This is a genomic window from Rhodoferax mekongensis (assembly GCF_032191775.1).
Taxonomy (GTDB): domain Bacteria; phylum Pseudomonadota; class Gammaproteobacteria; order Burkholderiales; family Burkholderiaceae_C; genus Allorhodoferax; species Allorhodoferax mekongensis.
Genome location: NZ_CP132507.1, coordinates 1217097 through 1234248, shown reverse-complemented (window position 1 = coordinate 1234248; position 17152 = coordinate 1217097). Strand labels below are relative to the sequence as shown.

Genomic DNA, 17152 nt, shown 5'->3' with positions numbered 1-17152 from the left:
AAAAACTGGGTGCCAAGTGTATGCCATACCTGTTTCCTCGCCTGTTGGTGGCGCTGGCACTCTGGATAGGGGTGGGTGGCTGGGGCGCCAGTGCCGCAGAAACCGGCCCCCCAGACACACTGGTGCTCGGTGATGGCACCAGCAGCCTGACAGTCCAAGGCCACACATTGCAATGGCTGGAAAACGGCCGTACTGCAGTCGTCAAGGATGCACTGACGGCCCCTTTTCAAACCACTCCCGCAACGCGGGTCGCTAACCTGAACGAGAGCAACACCCTCTGGATCAAGATACGCGTGGTGCGAGCTGCAGGGAATGCATCTCGCTGGACCCTCAATATTCCTCAGCCTTACTTGGACTACGTCACGCTCTACGAACTGCGCAATGGCGCCTGGTACCCGCAAACTGCCGGGGATATGCACTCCCAAGCCCATTGGGCCATCCGCGGGCTCTATCCCGAGTTTGACCTGAACCTCACAGCCGGGCAACCGCAGGACTTGCTTTTGCAGGTACGCAACTTCAAACCCCTTCCTCTTCCTCTTCGCATCAGTACCGCCAACGTGCGTGAAGCGCAGCGCATGGTGGAGAGCATCGCACTCGGACTGGTTTTTGGCTTGGTGCTGACGCTGACCGTTCTTTCACTGATGCGGTATGCGGAGTTCCGTAACATCTCTGACTTGGGCGCAGCGCTGTACAGCGTGCTGATCGCTACCGCACTGAGCCAGTTCAATGGCGTACTGAACGCCCTGCTGTGGACCGACGCGCCGGCCTGGGCGGATTACGCCAACAGCGTGTTGCCGGTCGTTGCCCTCGGGGGAGCGCTGCTTTTCGGCAGGCATCTCTATGCCCTGAACACCCACCACCCGCATTTTGATCGTGCTTTGCAGGTCATGGCATGGGCAACTCTGGCCTCGGTTTTCAGTTATGTGATGGTTGATCGACCTTCCGCCGACCTGATGACCGGCGTAACGCTTCTGCTGGGCACCGCCATGGGGCTTGCGGCCACCTGGCTCAACTGGCGTACTGGCTCCCCACTGGGGGCGTGGTTACTGTGGACCTACACCCCGCAGTTCGGTATGGTCTTGTGGATGACCCTGGAAGCCGGAGGCTACCTGCCCGCCTTCTGGCCATTGCGCTATCTGCTCACACTCACCGTAGCCGCGTCTGTACCAGCGCTGGTCTATGCGCTGGGACGCGCAACCCATGACCGCAAGGAAATTGCTGCCCGTGCAGAGCACCTGCCAACGCAGGATGCTCTGACGGGGCTGCTGACCCCCGGTGCATTTCAATCTCACCTGGAAGACGCTTATCAACGTGCCATCAGCGGGCGCGAACCCGTAGCATTGGTGCTGGTGACGGTGGTGAACCACGAACACATTCGCAGCAGCATGGGGGACCCGATTGCGGAACAGTGCCTCTTGCGCGCCGTGATCAAGCTGCACCGGGTACTGCGCGATGTGGATCCGGCGGCCCGCGTAGGCAGTGCCCGCTTTGCGATGTTGATGGAAGGTGTGGCATCCCGGCAAGCTGTCACAGAACGTTTGGTGAAGCTGGTGGCGTCCGGCCTGATTCCGCTGCAGGGCTTGCAGCCGGAAGTGACGCTGCAATTCCAAGCCGCCTGTGTACTGCTCCAGGAAAATCCGATAGCTCCCGCCAAAGCCCTGGACGAATTGGCCGAAGTATTGGCAGGTATCTCACCCCGCACCCGACGTCCGATCCGGTTTCTCGAACCCGTGCCCACCCAGGTCGCGAGCTTGCACTCGTCGTTGTCCGCATGACGCTCCTAGCTTGCTCGCACACGCTCATCAGACGCGCCCTGGCCCTGGTCGTCCTGTGCTGGGTAGCATTGTTCAGCCCGCATGTGGACGCTCAAACCACCTACATTTTGGATGACAACGCAGGGAGCTTCCGGCTCCAAGACTCCCTGGCTTTCCTGGTGGAAACGGATGGCAAAAACAATGTTGACGAGATCCTGAAACGAAACCGGAACCGTTTCAGCCCGGCCAGCGCCACCAGCAGCCTTCCTATGCGAGAAGGCAACAGTGTCTGGGTGCGCTTGAGCCTGACGCGTGCGGCCAGCTCCACTGCGAAATGGACAATGGTCATTCCTCTGCCATATCTGGACTATGCCGCGCTGTACCAACCGGACGGACAAGGAGGCTGGACCCGCCAGGTAGCAGGAGATACCTTGGCAGTCGACAGCTGGACCCGGCCGGCGCTCTACCCTGAATTCAGGCTGGACGTCCCGGCGGAAGGGGTCTATGAGATCTACCTGGAACTCCGCAATTTCAAACCCAGCTTGATGCCATTGATCCTCGCAACCGAAAGCAAACGCAACAGCCAACGAGAGCTGGAGCATTTACTCCTGGGCGGGTTGTTTGGAGCGATGTTGATGTTGATGGGTGTATGCGCCCTTCACTACGTGCAGAGCGGAAGCACGGACGATGGGTGGTACACACTGTACGCAGCAAGCATGGTGATAATTGTGAGCTGCATGACAGGGCTCTCTGGCCTGTGGCTGTGGCCACACTCCCCAGTATGGTCTGATTTCACACACCTCAGCATGCCTGTGCTCGGACCCAGTGCTACCTTGATATTTGTTCGGCACATTACCTCGCTGGATGCCGGTTTTCCGCGTTTGTCACAAACCGTGTATGGGTTTGCCGGTTTTGGCATTCCGATTTTCCTGTTGGGCGCTGCCATTGACCGGGGGCTGGCTGACAACATCAATGCAGCCTATCTCGCAATTGGAACTCTGCTTCTGCTGCTTGCCACAGCACAAACATGGCGTCGCGGTCATGCGATTGGCCGTTGGCTGACCATTACATTCATCCCCACTGGGCTGGTCACAATTTACATCGCCCTGCAAAAACTTCATGTACTGCCCGCCTGGTGGCAGTCCCGTTACTTGATGGTGGCGGCAGTCGCCTTGTCGGTTCCGCTTTTGCAGCAAGCCTTGCATTTGCGCGCCCGCGAGCGGCGTGAAGTCCAGGAGCGTGCCGACGCGCTCCCGACCCAGGACGCGCTGACCGGCTTGCTGACCCGCCCACTGTTCGACACCCAGGTGGACCTGGCGATCAAGCGCTCTCGTCAACACCGGGAACCCTCTGCCATCGTGATGGTGGAAGTGGTGAACTACAACTACTTGCGGGAGTCCTACGGGGACGCCATTGCCGAGCAATGCCTGCTGCGTGCGGCGGTCAAACTGCATCGCGTACTGCGCGACGTGGACCCTGCAGGCCGTGTGGATACCGCCCGCTTCGGCTTGGTGCTCGACGGAGTGGCATCACGCCAGGAACTCACCGAGCGCATGGTCCGCCTGGTGGCCTCCGGCCTGATCCCGCTGCCCGGACTGCGCCCGGAAGTCACGCTGCAATTTCACATCAGCTGTGCCTTGTTGACCGAGGTAGTCGCCGACAAGCGCACAGTTCTGCAAGAGCTACAGGACGTTTTGCACGGCATGTCGCCCCGCACCCGTCGTCCTATTCGTTTCCTCGAGCCCGCACCAACGATGCCGGCAGCCCTGCCTTCCAAGGATGACGGCAACTCTGACAGGCCACCGCTCACGCCTCACTCAAAACCATAGCTCGCAGCCACGGACTGGCCCACTCGCAGCACAGCACCCGCACCGGCTTGCACGATGGCATTCATGCCGAAAGTGATCGCGCCGTTCACGCGGGCATCCTGCCGGTAGGCCATCAAGGCGTCACCAACGCCCGGATGGGTTTGGGCCGTGACGGGATCAATGTTTGGAATCGGGCAGCGGGCACAGGGCTTCACCAAGGCCAGGCGGGGCCGGACTTGACTCTCTGCGTCCATCTCCACTTCCAGCACCGTGAGGTGATCTTCATCATGCGCGTCCAGCGCACCCAGGACCAGGTTGGGGCGGAAGCGGTTTATCCCGACAGGGGCTAATCCGGCAGCGGCCAGTCGGGCGTTGAGGGGATCCATGGAAGCTTCGGTAGTCACCAACACCGGGTAGCCGTCGGCAAACTGGGTGTGGCTGGGTGCACCACCTGTCCAGCGCGTGCTGCACGGCCGTTGCACCTGCGGAGCAAAGCGCACCAGCCGTACACCGGGCTCGCCCAATACTTGCTGCAACCACAAAGCTGCGTCTTTCCCCATGTCCAGGGCATCCAAGGTGTCATCCCACACCTGCACGCGGCGCAAAGGGCCCGGCGCCTGAAGCGGCACCACAAGGCGCTCCCCTTCCGGCCCGTGCAGCTCCAAGGCGCCGGGTGTGATGCGGGGTTGCACCAAGGCCATCCGGGGACATTCGCGCTGCGTCAGGAACAGGCCGTCTGCGTCCACCACCATCCAGTGCCGGTCCCACTCCAGGCCTGTCTCCAGCAGACGGGCCTCTGTCACAGAGATTCCTGCAAGGGATTTCACCGGGTAAATCATCAAGGCGGCGATAAGACCGTGTACATCGGGGGTGAAATTGTCGGACATGGGGCTTTCCTGGTGCATGGAGCCTGCATTGTGCACAGCCTCCTACAATGCCCGCATGGCCCAAACCTATGACATTTGTATCCGTGGCGCTGGCATTGTGGGGCGCACGCTGGCGCTGCATCTGGCGGCCAAACGCTTGAAGGTTGCCCTGGTAGTGACCGCGGTCGGTAACCCAGTGGCAGACGCTGATGTACGAGCCTACGCACTCAATCAGCAATCCCGCGCGCTGTTGGAAGCGGTGCGTTGCTGGCCCGCCGGAGACAGCGCCACCCCTGTCCTGCACATGCAGGTCGAAGCGGATGCCCAAGCCCAAGTGAACTTTGCGGCAGCAGACCAGGGGGCTGAGGCACTGAACTGGATCGTCGATGTGCCTGTGATGGAGCAGCAACTGGCACAAGCCGTGCAGTTTCAGCCCCTGATCACCGTGGTCGACACGCCCCAGCCCGCCACCCTCACCGTCGTATGTGAAGGCCGCGCTAGCACCACGCGTGATGAATTCGGCGTCGAATTCGACGTGTTCAAATACGACCAATGGGCAGTCGCGGCCCGGGTGGAGAGCGAACTCCCTCACGGGCAGACTGCGCGCCAGTGGTTCCATGAAGGCGAAATTACCGCACTATTGCCGATGGGCGGCTCACAAGGGAACTTCCACGCCCTGGTGTGGTCAGTCAGTCCCGAGCGCGCACAACACCTGCTGAACAGCCCTGACATGGAATTCACCGACGCATTGCAAACCGCCACTCGCATGGCCGTGGGCAGCTTGCGCCTCACCGGCCCCCGCGCCAGTTGGCCCCTGCAGCATGCTGTGGCACGGCGCTGGGTGGGCTCGGCCTCGATTGCAGGTGTGCAGCGCGCCTGGGTACTGGCCGGTGACGCCGCCCACAACGTACACCCCCTGGCGGGCCAAGGACTGAACCTCGGGCTAGGCGACGTGGCTGAACTGGTGAAGGTGCTGGATAGCCGCGGCTATTGGCGCTCGGTGGACGATATGCGCCTGCTACGCCAGTATGAACGGGCCCGCAAAGCCGACTTCGCGCTGGTGGGCGGCAGTGGCGATTCCTTGCAACAACTTTTTTCACATCCCCATGCACTGGTGCAAAGTGCACGCAGCTGGGGCATGCGGGGCTTTGACCACCTTCTGCCCTTGAAGCGCTGGGTAGCCCGCCGCGCGATGGGCCTTTAAGGCCTTTGGCCAACTTTTCTGAACGGAACTTTCTTCTTATGCGTTTCACCCGATTGTTTGCCGCCTCCCTGGGTTTGGCCTTGGCCGCCCTCACCACCGGCGCAACTGCCCAAGAGGCCGCCATCCGCGAAGCCATTGCCAAACGCGTGCCCCAGCTCAAGGCCATTGACGAAGTGCGCCCCTCCAAGATTCCGGGCCTGTATGAAGTCCGCGTCAACGGCGCCGAGATCTATTACACCGATGCCAAAGGGAACTACCTCATTCAGGGCAACATGTTTGAGACCAAGGGCCTGCGCAACTTGACCGAAGAGCGCATCAACAAGCTGACTGCGATCAAATTCGACACCTTGCCGTTCAAGGATGCCTTCACCATCGTGCGTGGCAACGGGTCGCGCAAGCTCGCCGTGTTTGAAGACCCCAACTGCGGCTACTGCAAGCGCTTTGAGCGTGACCTGCAGAAGATCGACAACGTGACGGTCTACATGTTCCTGTACCCCATCCTGGGACCGGACTCCACCGAAAAGTCGAAGGCCATCTGGTGCAGCAAGGACAAGGCGGTCGCCTGGCAGGATTGGATGCTTCGTGACCAACCCGCACCAGCCGCCGCCGCCATGTGCGACACCACGCCACTGGCCCGCAACGTGGAGTTCGGCAAGGCCTACCGCATTCAGGGTACCCCCACCCTGCTGTTTGAAGACGGCAACCGCGTGCCGGGTGCCATCGACGCCCAGCAAATCGAGAAGCACCTGAAAGACGCCAAGGGCTGAGGCGCACAGGCATCCGCCCTTCACAGCCGCCCCTGAAAAAACGCTCCTGAATTCATAGCTGCTCGCGCATATCCGGCGGGCGCAAACCGGTGTTTTGGCATGAAAAATTCCTCCAAGTCCCCCAAGACCGCCAAATCCGTGGCAAAGACCTCTGCCCCTCAGGCTGCAGTGCACTACAGGGTGGAAGTGGCAGATCTGCATGCCCACCTCTACCGGGTCACCATGACGGTGGCGTCGCCGGCCATCCAGCAGATGCTGCGGCTTCCGGCTTGGATACCGGGTAGCTACCTGCTGCGCGAATTTGCCAAGCACCTGCAAAAGCTGGAATGCCGCCAAGGCGGCAAGCGGGTCGCAGCCGAGCAACTGGACAAGGCGACCTGGCAAGCCCACTGCCGCCCGGAGCTGCCGCTGGAAGTGAGCTACGAGGTCTACGCCTTCGACGCCTCCGTGCGCACCGCTTGGCTGGACGCGCAGCGCGGTTTTTTCAATGGCACCAGCCTGTGCCTGCAGGTGCCCGAAGCAGCAGCACTGCCGCACACGTTGGAAATGCTGCCGGTTGCAGACGCCCAAAGCTGGCAGCTGGCCACCGGACTGGAGCCGGTGCGCATCGACAAAGCCGGCTTCGGCCTCTACCGCGCTGCCGACTACGACACGCTGGTGGACTGCCCGGTGGAAATGGGCCCGTTCTGGAGCGGCAGCTTCGAGGTATTCGGAGTGCCGCACCGCTTTGTGGTGGCGGGCGCCCCGCCCAGCTTCGATGGCGAGCAACTGCTGGCCGACACCCGCGCCATCTGCGAGGCCGAGATGCGTTTCTGGCATGGCAGCGAGCTCGAAAGCTATCAAAAAGAGAGCGCCTCGCGCACAAAGGATGGGCGCCAGAGCCCGATTCCATTCAAAAACTACGTCTTCATGCTGGCCGCGGTGCACGACGGCTACGGCGGGCTGGAGCACAAAAACTCCACGGCGCTGATCTGCAACCGCAAAGACCTGCCGCGCCTGCCCCGCAGCACGCTGGCGCCCACCACACACAAGCAGCCCGAGGGCTACACCACGCTGCTGGGGCTGATCAGCCACGAGTACTTCCACACCTGGAACGTGAAGCGCTTGCGCCCCGCAGAACTGGCCACCTATGACTACACCCGGGAAAACTACACCGAGCTGCTGTGGTTCTTTGAAGGCTTCACCAGCTACTACGACGATCTGCTCTTGCGCCGCGCCAAGCGCATCGACAACGCGGCCTACCTCAAACTGCTGAGCAAGACCATCAACCAAGTGAACCAGACGCCCGGCCGACTGGTGCAGAGCGTGGCCCAAAGCAGCTTTGACGCCTGGGTGAAGTACTACCGGCAGGACGAGAACACCGCCAACGCGACGGTGAGCTACTACACCAAGGGTTCCCTGGTCGGCCTGTGCCTGGACCTGACCCTGCGCGCTGAGGGAAAAACCACGCTGGATGCCGTGATGCGTGGCCTCTGGACGCGTTGCGCCGGCGGCCCCATGGCTGAGGCTGACTTGCTTGTCGTGCTGCAAGCGCTGGGCGGCCGCTCGTTTGCCAAAGACTTGGAGCGCTGGGTGCACAGCACCAAGGAGCTGCCGGTGGCCGAGCTGCTGGAGCGGCACGGTGTGCAAGTAAACCGCGAGCCGGACCAGGTGGCCCAACAGCTGGGGCTGCGCGTCAAGGAGTCCGGCGGGCTGTTCATCCAGCAGGTGCTGCGCGGCGGTGCGGCCGAAAAGGCCGGTTTTGCGGCGGGCGACGAGTGGCTGGCCGTGCAAACCGAGGGCGAGCCTTGGCGCATGCAAGCCTTGGACGACCTGACGCTTTACACCGGCAAGGCCAAGAAAGTCACAGCACTCGTGTCGCGTGACAAGCGGCTGATGAACCTGCAACTCACCCTGCCTGCAGCCTCTCAAGCCGTGCGCCTGTCGGTGCGCGATGCGGCCGCTGCCAACAAATGGCTGGACAGTTCCAGCTGAAGCTGGCCGTCCTGATACTTCGTAGCTAATTGCCGGTAAACCGCGGGGTACGTTTCTCCCGGAATGCCATGACGCCCTCTAAATAGTCATGGGTGCGGCCCATGGCACTTTGGATATCCCGCTCGGCGTCCAGCTGTTGGTACAGGCTGCGGTGAAGCCCGTCGCGCAGTAAATGGCGGGTGGCCACCAGCGCGCTTGTCGGCATCGCGGCCAAGCGACGGGCCATATCCATGGCGGCGGTGACACAGTCGTCGGCCACTTCCCAGATCAGCCCCCAGTCTTTGGCCTGCGCCGCAGGTAGTGCATCACCGGTCATCGCCAAGGCAAGCGCCCGGGCCATGCCCAAGCGCTGGGGCATGAACCAGCTGCTGCCGGCGTCAGGCACCAGCCCTATCTTGCTGAATGCCTGAATGAACTTGGCACCCGGCGCAGCAATCGCCACATCGCAAGCCAATGCCAGTGAAGCCCCTGCCCCCGCAGCCACGCCATTGACGGCCGCAATCACCGGCATGCGCAAAGCCTGAATGCGCCGGGTGGTGGGGTTGAAAGCCTGGTCGATCACGGGGCCGGGGTCGGCGCGCTCCACGAGATTGGGGCCGGGCTCGAAATCGAATTCCGTCAAATCCGCCCCTGCGCAGAAGCCACGGCCTGCACCGGTAATCACCACGGCACGGATGGCGGAATCCGCTTCTGCGCGGTCCAGCGCCTTCCACAAATCAGCATGCATTTGGCGGGTGAAGCTGTTCAGGCTAGCCGGGCGATTCAAGGTCAGCAAAGCCACTGCGCCCTGTGCTGCGTAGGTGACGGTAGATTCAGGGGAGTTGGTAGGAGTCGTGCCGGCGTCAGTCATGTGCAAACCCTCTTCGCTATAGTTCAAAACATCAAAAATCCGGAGACTTCCATCATGAGCTACGAATGCATCACCACCCGTATCGAAGGCGACAAAGTTGCCATCATCACGCTCAACCGCCCCAAGCAGCTCAACGCGCTGAATGATCAACTGATGGATGAATTGGGCGCGGCGCTCAAGGCCTTTGACGCAGACACCGCCATCGGCTGCATGGTGATCACCGGCAGTGAGAAAGCCTTTGCCGCCGGCGCAGACATCACGGCCATGGCCAAGTTCAGCTTTGCAGATGCCTACAAGGGCGACTTCATCACCCGCAACTGGGAAACCATACGCACCATCCGCAAGCCGGTCATCGCCGCTGTGAGCGGCTTTGCGCTGGGCGGCGGCTGCGAATTGGCCATGATGTGCGACTTCATCATTGCAGCGGACAACGCCAAGTTCGGCCAGCCCGAAATCAAGCTGGGCATCATCCCCGGCGCGGGCGGCACGCAGCGCCTTCCCCGTGCGGTGGGCAAGTCCAAGGCCATGGACCTGGCCTTGACCGGCCGCATGATGGACGCTGCTGAAGCCGAGCGAGCAGGCTTGGTAAGCCGCGTGGTGCCTCTGGACAAGCTGCAAGAAGAAGCGCTGGGTGCTGCGCTGCAGATTTGCGCTTTCTCTCAAGTAGCCACCATGGCGGCCAAGGAAGCCGTGAATCGCTCGTTTGAAGGCACATTGGCAGACGGCATTGCTTTTGAGCGCCGCATGTTCCACGCCTTGTTTGCCACCGCAGACCAGAAGGAAGGCATGGACGCCTTCGTGAACAAACGCGCGGCGAACTTTACGCACCAATAAATCTGGCATATAATGCGCGTCTTCGGTCGTATAGCTCAGTTGGTTAGAGCGCAGCATTCATAATGCTGATGTCGGTGGTTCAAGTCCACCTACGACCACCAAACAAGAAAACCCGCAGTGCAAAAGTGCTGCGGGTTTTTTCTTGGCCGGCCCAGTTTGCGCACTGCCGGTAAAATCGCCTCCTTCATTCACAGCCTCTGGATACACACCATGAATCGCTGCACTCTCCTGCTTTGCGCCATGAGCCTTGCGGCGTCTTGTGCCCTCGCACAAACCGGCCCTATCAGCAAGAACCTCACCACTACGGATGGCTCCGTGGTGGCAGTACGCAGTTTCCCCTCAAACGCGCTGCGTGGCACGCTGATTGTCCAATCGCCGCCCGAGGTGCTGCTGGATACCAAAGCCGACCGCCTGTCCCCCGGCGCCCGCATTCGCGGTGCCAATGGGATGTTGGCTTTGTCTGCAACACTGGTCGGGCAGACCTTGCCGGTGATGTACACCCGCGAACCCAACGGCATGCTGCACGACGTTTGGATACTGACAGAGCTGGAAGCCCAGCTCATTCCGGCCAAGCCCTCGTACTCCAAGTGAGCAGGTTCGACCCCGGGTCGCCACCAGCATTCACTTTAATAGTCATTTGGCCCCCTGGTGCCCGCTGCATTTGCGCGAGCAGCTCCTGAATTCATAGCATTGAAACAAACCCATCATGTCCAAAAAAGTCTTTATCAAAACCTTCGGCTGCCAGATGAACGAGTACGACTCAGACAAGATGGCCGACGTGCTGGGTGCAGCCCAGGGCTATGAGCCCACCGATGACGTGGAGCAGGCCGACCTGATTCTGTTCAACACCTGCTCGGTGCGTGAGAAGGCACAAGAAAAAGTGTTCAGCGACCTGGGCCGTATCAAGCACCTCAAGGCCAAGGGCGTGCAAATCGGCGTGGGCGGCTGCGTGGCCAGCCAAGAAGGCGCTGAAATCATCAAGCGCGCACCTTATGTGGACGTGGTGTTCGGCCCGCAAACCCTGCACCGCCTGCCAGAAATGCTGAATGCCCGCAAAGCGCTGGACAAGCCGCAGGTGGACATTAGCTTCCCAGAGATCGAAAAGTTTGACCATCTGCCGCCTGCCAAGGTGGAAGGTGCCAGTGCGTTCGTGAGCATCATGGAAGGCTGCTCCAAATACTGCAGCTACTGCGTGGTGCCCTACACCCGAGGTACCGAAATCAACCGCCCGTTTGAAGATGTGTTGGTCGAAGTTGCCGGCTTGGCCGACCAGGGCGTGAAAGAGGTGAACCTGCTGGGCCAGAACGTGAATGCCTGGCGCAACGCCATGGGTGACTCGGGCGAGATGGCCGACTTTGCCACCTTGCTGGAGTACGTGAGCGACATCCCGGGCATCGAGCGCATCCGCTACACCACCAGCCACCCCAACGAGTTCACACCCAGCCTTATTGCGGCGTATGAAAAACTGCCCAAACTGGTGAGTCACTTGCACCTGCCGGTGCAGCACGGCAGCGACAAAATCTTGATGGCCATGAAGCGCGGCTACACCGCCATGGAATACAAGAGCACCATCCGCAAGCTGCGCGCCATCCGGCCCGACATGAGCATCAGCTCCGACTTCATCGTCGGCTTCCCCGGCGAGACGGACGAAGACCACGCCAAGATGATGAAGCTGATCCACGACATCGGCTTTGACAACTCCTTCAGCTTCATCTTCAGCCCCCGCCCCGGCACGCCAGCTGCCAACCTGCACGACGACACGCCGCACGACGTAAAGCTGGCCCGCCTGCAAGAGCTGCAAGCCGCCATCAACGCCAACATCGCCCGCATCAGCGAGCAGCGCCTGGGTACGGTGCAACGCATTCTGGTGGAAGGAAGTAGCAAGCGCGACAACGGCGAGCTCATGGGCCGCACCGAGTGCAACCGCGTGGTGAACTTTGCCGGCAATCCACGCTTGGTGGGGCAGTTGGTGGATGTCACCATCACTGAGACGCGCAGCTATACCTTGCGCGGCGAGGTACTGACCACCGAGACCGTGGCCTGAGCTCACCAGCAGCAAAGGCTTGAGGGCTCCTGCGGGAGCCCTTTGTGCTCTTCGTAACAGGCAATTACAAAGATTACGGAGCGCCTAGTCCGAAAGCACCACAGCGGTGCAGCCACTTCATCACATTGCGCGTCAATACTTCAAGCCCTATCAACAGGGAGCACAAGTATGTTCAAAAACATCGCCGCCAGTACTTTGCTGGCCATGACCTTTGCCACCGCGCCAGCCATGGCAGGTGCCGTACATGACGCCAATTTGTACACCGGCAACACTCTTGCCGCGAATGACGACCTGTCAACGGGCAGAGTTGACATCGGGTTCAACATCAACTTCTATGGCTCCAATTTCAGCCAACTGTATGTCAACAACAACGGCAATGTGACCTTCAACGCAGCGCTGTCCACATTTACTCCTTTCAGTCTGCTCAGCACCAGCACCCCCATGCTTGCGCCATTCTTTGCAGACGTCGACACCCGCAACATCAACAGCGGTCTCACGCAATATGGACGCGCTACTGTCAATGGGCGGCAAACCTTTGGCGTGAACTGGCTTAATGTGGGGTACTACGCCAGCCAAGCGGACAAAACCAACAGCTTCCAACTGATCGTGACAGACCGCTCGGATACCGGCGCTGGCAACTTTGACTTCCAATTCAACTACGACAACATCAGCTGGGAAACCGGAAGCGCGAGTCGCGGCGTCAACGGTTTTGGTGGAGCTTCTGCAAGAGCCGGCTGGTCCAATGGCAGCACCAACTCTTTCGAACTGGCGGGCTCCGCCGTGAATGGCGCCTTGCTCAACTCCGGCGCAAACGCCTTGATCAGCCACCAGCTGAACTCCAATGTGAATGGGCAGTACAACTTCAGCGTCCGTAACGGGAATGTGATCCCAGCCGTGCCTGAGCCTGAGACCTACGCCATGTTGCTGGCCGGTTTGGCATTGATGGGCACCGTAGCCCATCGCCGCAAAGCCAAACCCCAAGCCTGAGTTCGAGACTCTGTGGTGAAGGGCTCCTGCGGGAGCCCTTTTTGCTTTTGGCTTGCCTTAAGTCAAGATTTTCGCAAGGGTAAACCCATGCGCCGGACGTAAGATGGCCCGCGCCGGAGCAGGCAGCCTGCACCGGCGCATCGCCCATCACCGCCCCGGAGTTTTCTTGACATGCCAACGGCTAGCCGCATTCCACACCCCGCCTACCAGGCCAAGATCATGTCCGCCGATGCCGCCGCCGCCCTCATCCCGGCTGGGGCGAATGTGGGCATGAGCGGCTTTACCGGTTCGGGCCACCCGAAGGCGGTGCCGCAGGCGCTGGCAAAACGCATGGAGACATTGCATGCGGCGGGCGAAGACTTTCAGATCGGCCTGTGGACCGGCGCCTCCACGGCGCCCGAGCTGGATGGCGCGCTGGCCCAAGCCCACGGCGTCTCCATGCGGCTGCCTTACCAGTCCGACCCCACGGTGCGCAAGCAGATCAACGCGGGGCAGATGCAGTACACCGACATTCACCTCTCGCATGTGGCGCAGTTGGCGTGGTTCGGGTTTCTGGGGCCACTCAAGGTAGCGGTGGTGGAAGTGGCAGGCATCCTGCCGGACGGGCGGCTAATCCCATCGTCCTCGCTGGGGAACAACAAGACCTGGCTGGACTTGGCCGACCACATCATTCTGGAAGTCAACAGCCTGCAGCACGCCGGGCTGGAGGGCATGCACGACATCTACTACGGCACCCGCATCCCACCGCACCGCCAGCCCATCCCGCTAGTGGCACCCGGCGACCGCATTGGCGACTGCTACCTGCACTGCGACCCGGCCAAGGTGATTGCCGTGGTGGAAACCAGCGAACACGACCGCAACTCGCCTTTTTCTCCACCGGATGAAACCTCCGAACGAATTGCCGGCCACATCATCCAGTTCCTGCAGCAAGAAGTACAGGCAGGACGCTTGCCCGAAGACCTGCTGCCGCTGCAGAGTGGCGTGGGCAATATTGCCAACGCGGTGCTCATCGGCCTGAACAAGGGCCCGTTCAACAATCTGACCGCCTACACCGAAGTGCTGCAAGACGGCATGCTGGAGATGATCCAATCCGGCAAGCTGACCATGGCATCGGCCACGGCACTGTCCTTCAGCCCGGCAGCGCTCGAAGAGTTCAACGCCAATATCGACTTTTACCGTGAACGCATCGTGCTGCGCCCGCAGGAGATGAGCAACCACCCGGAGGTGATCCGCCGCCTCGGCCTGATTGCCATGAACGCAATGATTGAAGCCGATATCTACGGCAACGTGAACTCCACCCACATCATGGGCAGCAGCATCATGAATGGCATCGGCGGCTCGGGCGACTTTGCGCGCAACGCTTACTTGTCGTTTTTCATGACGCCCTCCACCGCCAAAGACGGCGCCATCTCCTGCATCGTGCCCATGGTCTCGCACACCGACCACACCGAGCACGACGTGGAAATCATCGTCACCGAACAAGGCCTGGCCGACCTGCGCGGCAAGTCCCCCACGCAACGCGCCCAACTCGTCATCGAACACTGCGCCCACCCCGACTTCCGCCCCGCCCTGCGCGACTACTTTGACCGCGCCCTGCAGACTGCCCCGGGCCGCCACACCCCGCACATCCTGAGCGAGGCGCTGTCATGGCACGACCGGTTTGTGAAGACCGGGCGGATGTTGTAATTTGCTATTGATTTAGGAGCTGCTCACGCAAAATCCTCGGGCGCTGGAGGCCGATTTCACCCCAAAAAGAAGCGCCTCAGTGCTCCGGCGCTTCCGCCGCAGCCCGGCTCTCATGCGCCGTGAGCCACGCACCGGCGGCACCACACACGGCAATCAGGGCCATGCCGGCGATGGTCCAGGCATCGGGCACATGCGTAAAGATCAGCCAGCCGCCGAGCATGGCGAATGCAATCTGGGCATACATGTAGGGCATGAGCACTGCTGCCGGTGCGCGCTTGAAGGCCTGGATGAAAATGAAGTGTCCCAGGCTGCCCAAAAAACCCATCAATAGTAGCCCGCCCCATACGGCTGGCGAGGAGATCGGCTCCCAAGCGAAAGGCAATGCCACAGCCGCCACCAGCGCACCGGTCCAGCCGGTGTAGAACTGCATGGTCATCGGGTCCTCGGTGCGGGCCATGCGGCTGGTTAGCAGCTGAAAGCCCGCATTGGCCAGCACCACGCACACCGGAAACAGCAGCGCCCAATTGAAGTCTGCACCCTTGGGCCGCACGATGGCCAAAGTGCCAGCAAATCCGCCAGCCACCAGCAACAAGCGCAGGCGTGACACCTTTTCATGCAGCATGCGGGCGGCCAGCAGCGTCACGATGAGCGGGGTCAGCAGCACGATAGCGGTGAACTCGCCCACCGGCATGTGCTTGAGGCTCAGGAACGCAAAGATGCTGGTCGCCAGCAACAAACCGCCGCGCGCGATGTGCAAGCCCAAATGCTCGGTCTGCAGCAAGGCGCGCCCCTGCCGCGGCAACTCAATGGCCGTGGTGGCCACTGCCTGAAACGTGTAGCGAAAAAACATGGCCACCATCAGCGGGGCGCTCAGTGACACCCATTTGGTGGTGGTGTCCAAGGTGGCGAAGCAGGCCATGGCCAAGACGGCCAGGCCTATGCCTTTGAGGATTTGTTGCGGTGTGTGTTCAGACATCAGAAGGGCATTTTGGGCATGCCTTTCATGCCTCCCAGCCGCTTCATCATCTTCATCATGCCGCCGCCCTTCATCCTCTTCATCATCTCTTGCATTTGCTCAAACTCCTTGAGCATGCGGTTGACTTCCTGCACGTGCACACCCGCACCGGCGGCGATACGGCGCTTGCGCGTGGCTTTGATGAGTTCGGGCTTGCGGCGCTCCAGCGGCGTCATGCTGTGGATGATGCCTTCCTTGCGCTTGATGTCTTTTTCGGCCTTGTCCATGTCCACCTGACCGGCCTTGGCCGCCATGGCCGCAGGCAGCTTGTCCATCAGGCTGGAGAGGCCCCCCATTTGCTTCATCTGCTGGATCTGGGCCAAAAAGTCATTCAGGTCAAAGCCGCCACCGCTCTTGACCTTTTCGGCCAACTTCTTGGCGGCCTCAATGTCCACCCCGGCAGTGACTTGCTCCACCAGCGCCACGATGTCGCCCATGCCCAAGATGCGGCCAGCATGGCGCTCGGCGTCGAACACCTCCAACCCATCGAGCTTTTCGCTGGTACCAGCGAACTTGATGGGTGCGCCGGTGATCTGGCGCACTGACAGTGCGGCACCGCCACGCGAATCACCATCGGTCTTGGTGAGGATGATGCCGGTCAGTGGCAGGGCTTCCTTGAAGGCCTTGGCGGTGTTGACCGCGTCCTGGCCCTGCATGGCGTCCACCACAAACAGGGTTTCGACCGGGTTGAGCGCGGCGTGCAGATTCTTGATTTCCAGCATCAAGGCTTCGTCAATCGCCAAGCGGCCTGCGGTGTCGACCAGCAGCACATCAAAGAAGTGCTTTTTGGCGTAGTCCAGCGCGGCACGGCCGATGTCCACGGGGTTCTGGTCCGGGGTGGAGGGGAACCACTCCGCACCGGCTTGGGCGGTCACGGTTTTGAGCTGTTCGATCGCCGCGGGACGGTACACGTCGCCGGACACGGTCAGTACTTTCTTTTTGCGTTTTTCAATCAGGTGCTTGGCCAGTTTGGCGGTGGTCGTCGTTTTACCGGCACCCTGCAAGCCCGCCATCAGGATGACGGCGGGCGGTTGGGCTGCGAGGTTGATGTCGCTTACGCCTTCGCCCATGGTGGCAGCCAACTCGCGGTTGACGATGCTGACCAGCACCTGCCCGGGCTGCAGGGAACCCAGCACTTCCTGCCCTAGCGCTTTTTCCTTCACCCGGGCGATGAAATCGCGCACCACGGGCAGAGCCACGTCGGCCTCCAGCAGCGCCATGCGCACTTCGCGCAGCATGTCGGTGACGTTGGACTCGGTGATGCGCCCCTGGCCTCGCAGGTCTTTAACGAGGCGGGAAAGTTTGTCGGTAAGAGCGGAGGCCATATTGAAGTATTCCGGCAGGCGCAACCTGCGGTGTGGGC

14 protein-coding genes and 1 tRNA gene are annotated in these 17152 nt (G+C 61.1%); 11 read left to right on the top strand and 4 right to left on the bottom strand.

What is annotated here, in order from left to right:
- The first annotated feature begins 20 nt into the window (after positions 1–20).
- Together RAN89_RS05830 and RAN89_RS05825 are read left to right on the top strand one after the other, a co-directional pair.
- Positions 21–1775, top strand: coding sequence for a 7TM diverse intracellular signaling domain-containing protein (locus tag RAN89_RS05830; protein ID WP_313868670.1), 1755 nt, complete (start codon positions 21–23; stop codon positions 1773–1775).
- Complete coding sequence (locus RAN89_RS05825) at positions 1772–3583, top strand: 7TM diverse intracellular signaling domain-containing protein (RefSeq protein ID WP_313868669.1); 1812 nt, start codon at positions 1772–1774, stop codon at positions 3581–3583. The genes RAN89_RS05830 and RAN89_RS05825 overlap by 4 nt, the downstream gene beginning before the upstream one ends.
- Here the strand turns inward: RAN89_RS05825 and RAN89_RS05820 are convergent.
- The gene (locus RAN89_RS05820) at positions 3568–4449 is read right to left on the bottom strand and encodes an MOSC domain-containing protein (protein WP_313868668.1); all 882 of its coding nucleotides are present in this window, start codon (positions 4447–4449) and stop codon (positions 3568–3570) included. The two genes, RAN89_RS05825 and RAN89_RS05820, sit on opposite strands and share 16 nt — an antisense overlap.
- Positions 4450–4504: 55 nt before the next feature.
- Between RAN89_RS05820 and RAN89_RS05815 the strand changes: the two genes are divergently transcribed.
- From RAN89_RS05815 to RAN89_RS05805, 3 genes are all read left to right on the top strand, one after another.
- Positions 4505–5632, top strand: a complete 1128-nt coding sequence (locus RAN89_RS05815) for an FAD-dependent monooxygenase (protein ID WP_313868667.1) — start codon at positions 4505–4507, stop codon at positions 5630–5632.
- A 38-nt stretch (positions 5633–5670) separates the two neighbouring features.
- A complete protein-coding gene (locus tag RAN89_RS05810; RefSeq protein WP_313868666.1) occupies positions 5671–6399 on the top strand; it encodes a DsbC family protein in 729 nt (242 codons plus the stop codon).
- A gap of 99 nt (positions 6400–6498) precedes the next feature.
- The gene (locus RAN89_RS05805) at positions 6499–8373 is read left to right on the top strand and encodes a M61 family metallopeptidase (protein ID WP_313868665.1); all 1875 of its coding nucleotides are present in this window, start codon (positions 6499–6501) and stop codon (positions 8371–8373) included.
- A 25-nt stretch (positions 8374–8398) separates the two neighbouring features.
- On the opposite strand, the gene RAN89_RS05800 is transcribed toward RAN89_RS05805, so the two are convergent.
- A complete protein-coding gene (locus tag RAN89_RS05800) occupies positions 8399–9223 on the bottom strand; it encodes an enoyl-CoA hydratase-related protein (RefSeq protein ID WP_313868664.1) in 825 nt (274 codons plus the stop codon).
- 54 nt (positions 9224–9277) lie between these two features.
- On the opposite strand from RAN89_RS05800, the gene RAN89_RS05795 reads away from it, so the two are divergent.
- The 6 genes from RAN89_RS05795 to scpC all read left to right on the top strand — a co-directional run bounded on the left by RAN89_RS05795 (position 9278) and on the right by scpC (position 14774).
- Entirely contained in the window at positions 9278–10057 is a 780-nt protein-coding gene (locus RAN89_RS05795; protein WP_313868663.1) for an enoyl-CoA hydratase, read from the top strand.
- A gap of 24 nt (positions 10058–10081) precedes the next feature.
- Positions 10082–10158 (top strand) — tRNA-Met (locus RAN89_RS05790).
- A 109-nt stretch (positions 10159–10267) separates the two neighbouring features.
- The gene (locus RAN89_RS05785; protein ID WP_313868662.1) at positions 10268–10648 is read left to right on the top strand and encodes a hypothetical protein; all 381 of its coding nucleotides are present in this window, start codon (positions 10268–10270) and stop codon (positions 10646–10648) included.
- 115 nt (positions 10649–10763) lie between these two features.
- A complete protein-coding gene (gene miaB / locus RAN89_RS05780; RefSeq protein ID WP_313868661.1) occupies positions 10764–12101 on the top strand; it encodes a tRNA (N6-isopentenyl adenosine(37)-C2)-methylthiotransferase MiaB in 1338 nt (445 codons plus the stop codon).
- 168 nt (positions 12102–12269) lie between these two features.
- A complete protein-coding gene (locus RAN89_RS05775) occupies positions 12270–13088 on the top strand; it encodes a nidogen-like domain-containing protein (RefSeq protein ID WP_313868660.1) in 819 nt (272 codons plus the stop codon).
- Between the two features lie 171 nt (positions 13089–13259).
- Entirely contained in the window at positions 13260–14774 is a 1515-nt protein-coding gene (scpC, locus tag RAN89_RS05770; RefSeq protein ID WP_313868659.1) for a succinyl-CoA:acetate CoA-transferase ScpC, read from the top strand.
- Positions 14775–14850: 76 nt separating this feature from the next.
- Here the strand turns inward: scpC and RAN89_RS05765 are convergent, their stop codons facing one another.
- Together RAN89_RS05765 and ffh are read right to left on the bottom strand one after the other, a co-directional pair.
- Entirely contained in the window at positions 14851–15750 is a 900-nt protein-coding gene (locus RAN89_RS05765) for a DMT family transporter (RefSeq protein ID WP_313868658.1), read from the bottom strand.
- A complete protein-coding gene (gene ffh / locus RAN89_RS05760; protein ID WP_313868657.1) occupies positions 15750–17114 on the bottom strand; it encodes a signal recognition particle protein in 1365 nt (454 codons plus the stop codon). Before ffh ends, RAN89_RS05765 begins: the two co-directional genes overlap by 1 nt.
- Between the last annotated feature and the right edge of the window lie 38 nt (positions 17115–17152).

Coding starts and splice junctions, on each gene's coding strand:
- RAN89_RS05795 (WP_313868663.1), top strand. CDS start 9,278: ATGAGCTACGAATGCATCACCACCCGTATCGAAGGCGACAAAGTTGCC.
- RAN89_RS05820 (WP_313868668.1), bottom strand. CDS start 4,449: ATGTCCGACAATTTCACCCCCGATGTACACGGTCTTATCGCCGCCTTG.
- miaB (WP_313868661.1), top strand. CDS start 10,764: ATGTCCAAAAAAGTCTTTATCAAAACCTTCGGCTGCCAGATGAACGAG.
- scpC (WP_313868659.1), top strand. CDS start 13,260: ATGCCAACGGCTAGCCGCATTCCACACCCCGCCTACCAGGCCAAGATC.
- RAN89_RS05810 (WP_313868666.1), top strand. CDS start 5,671: ATGCGTTTCACCCGATTGTTTGCCGCCTCCCTGGGTTTGGCCTTGGCC.
- RAN89_RS05830 (WP_313868670.1), top strand. CDS start 21: ATGCCATACCTGTTTCCTCGCCTGTTGGTGGCGCTGGCACTCTGGATA.
- RAN89_RS05785 (WP_313868662.1), top strand. CDS start 10,268: ATGAATCGCTGCACTCTCCTGCTTTGCGCCATGAGCCTTGCGGCGTCT.
- ffh (WP_313868657.1), bottom strand. CDS start 17,114: ATGGCCTCCGCTCTTACCGACAAACTTTCCCGCCTCGTTAAAGACCTG.
- RAN89_RS05825 (WP_313868669.1), top strand. CDS start 1,772: ATGACGCTCCTAGCTTGCTCGCACACGCTCATCAGACGCGCCCTGGCC.
- RAN89_RS05775 (WP_313868660.1), top strand. CDS start 12,270: ATGTTCAAAAACATCGCCGCCAGTACTTTGCTGGCCATGACCTTTGCC.
- RAN89_RS05800 (WP_313868664.1), bottom strand. CDS start 9,223: ATGACTGACGCCGGCACGACTCCTACCAACTCCCCTGAATCTACCGTC.
- RAN89_RS05815 (WP_313868667.1), top strand. CDS start 4,505: ATGGCCCAAACCTATGACATTTGTATCCGTGGCGCTGGCATTGTGGGG.
- RAN89_RS05765 (WP_313868658.1), bottom strand. CDS start 15,750: ATGTCTGAACACACACCGCAACAAATCCTCAAAGGCATAGGCCTGGCC.
- RAN89_RS05805 (WP_313868665.1), top strand. CDS start 6,499: ATGAAAAATTCCTCCAAGTCCCCCAAGACCGCCAAATCCGTGGCAAAG.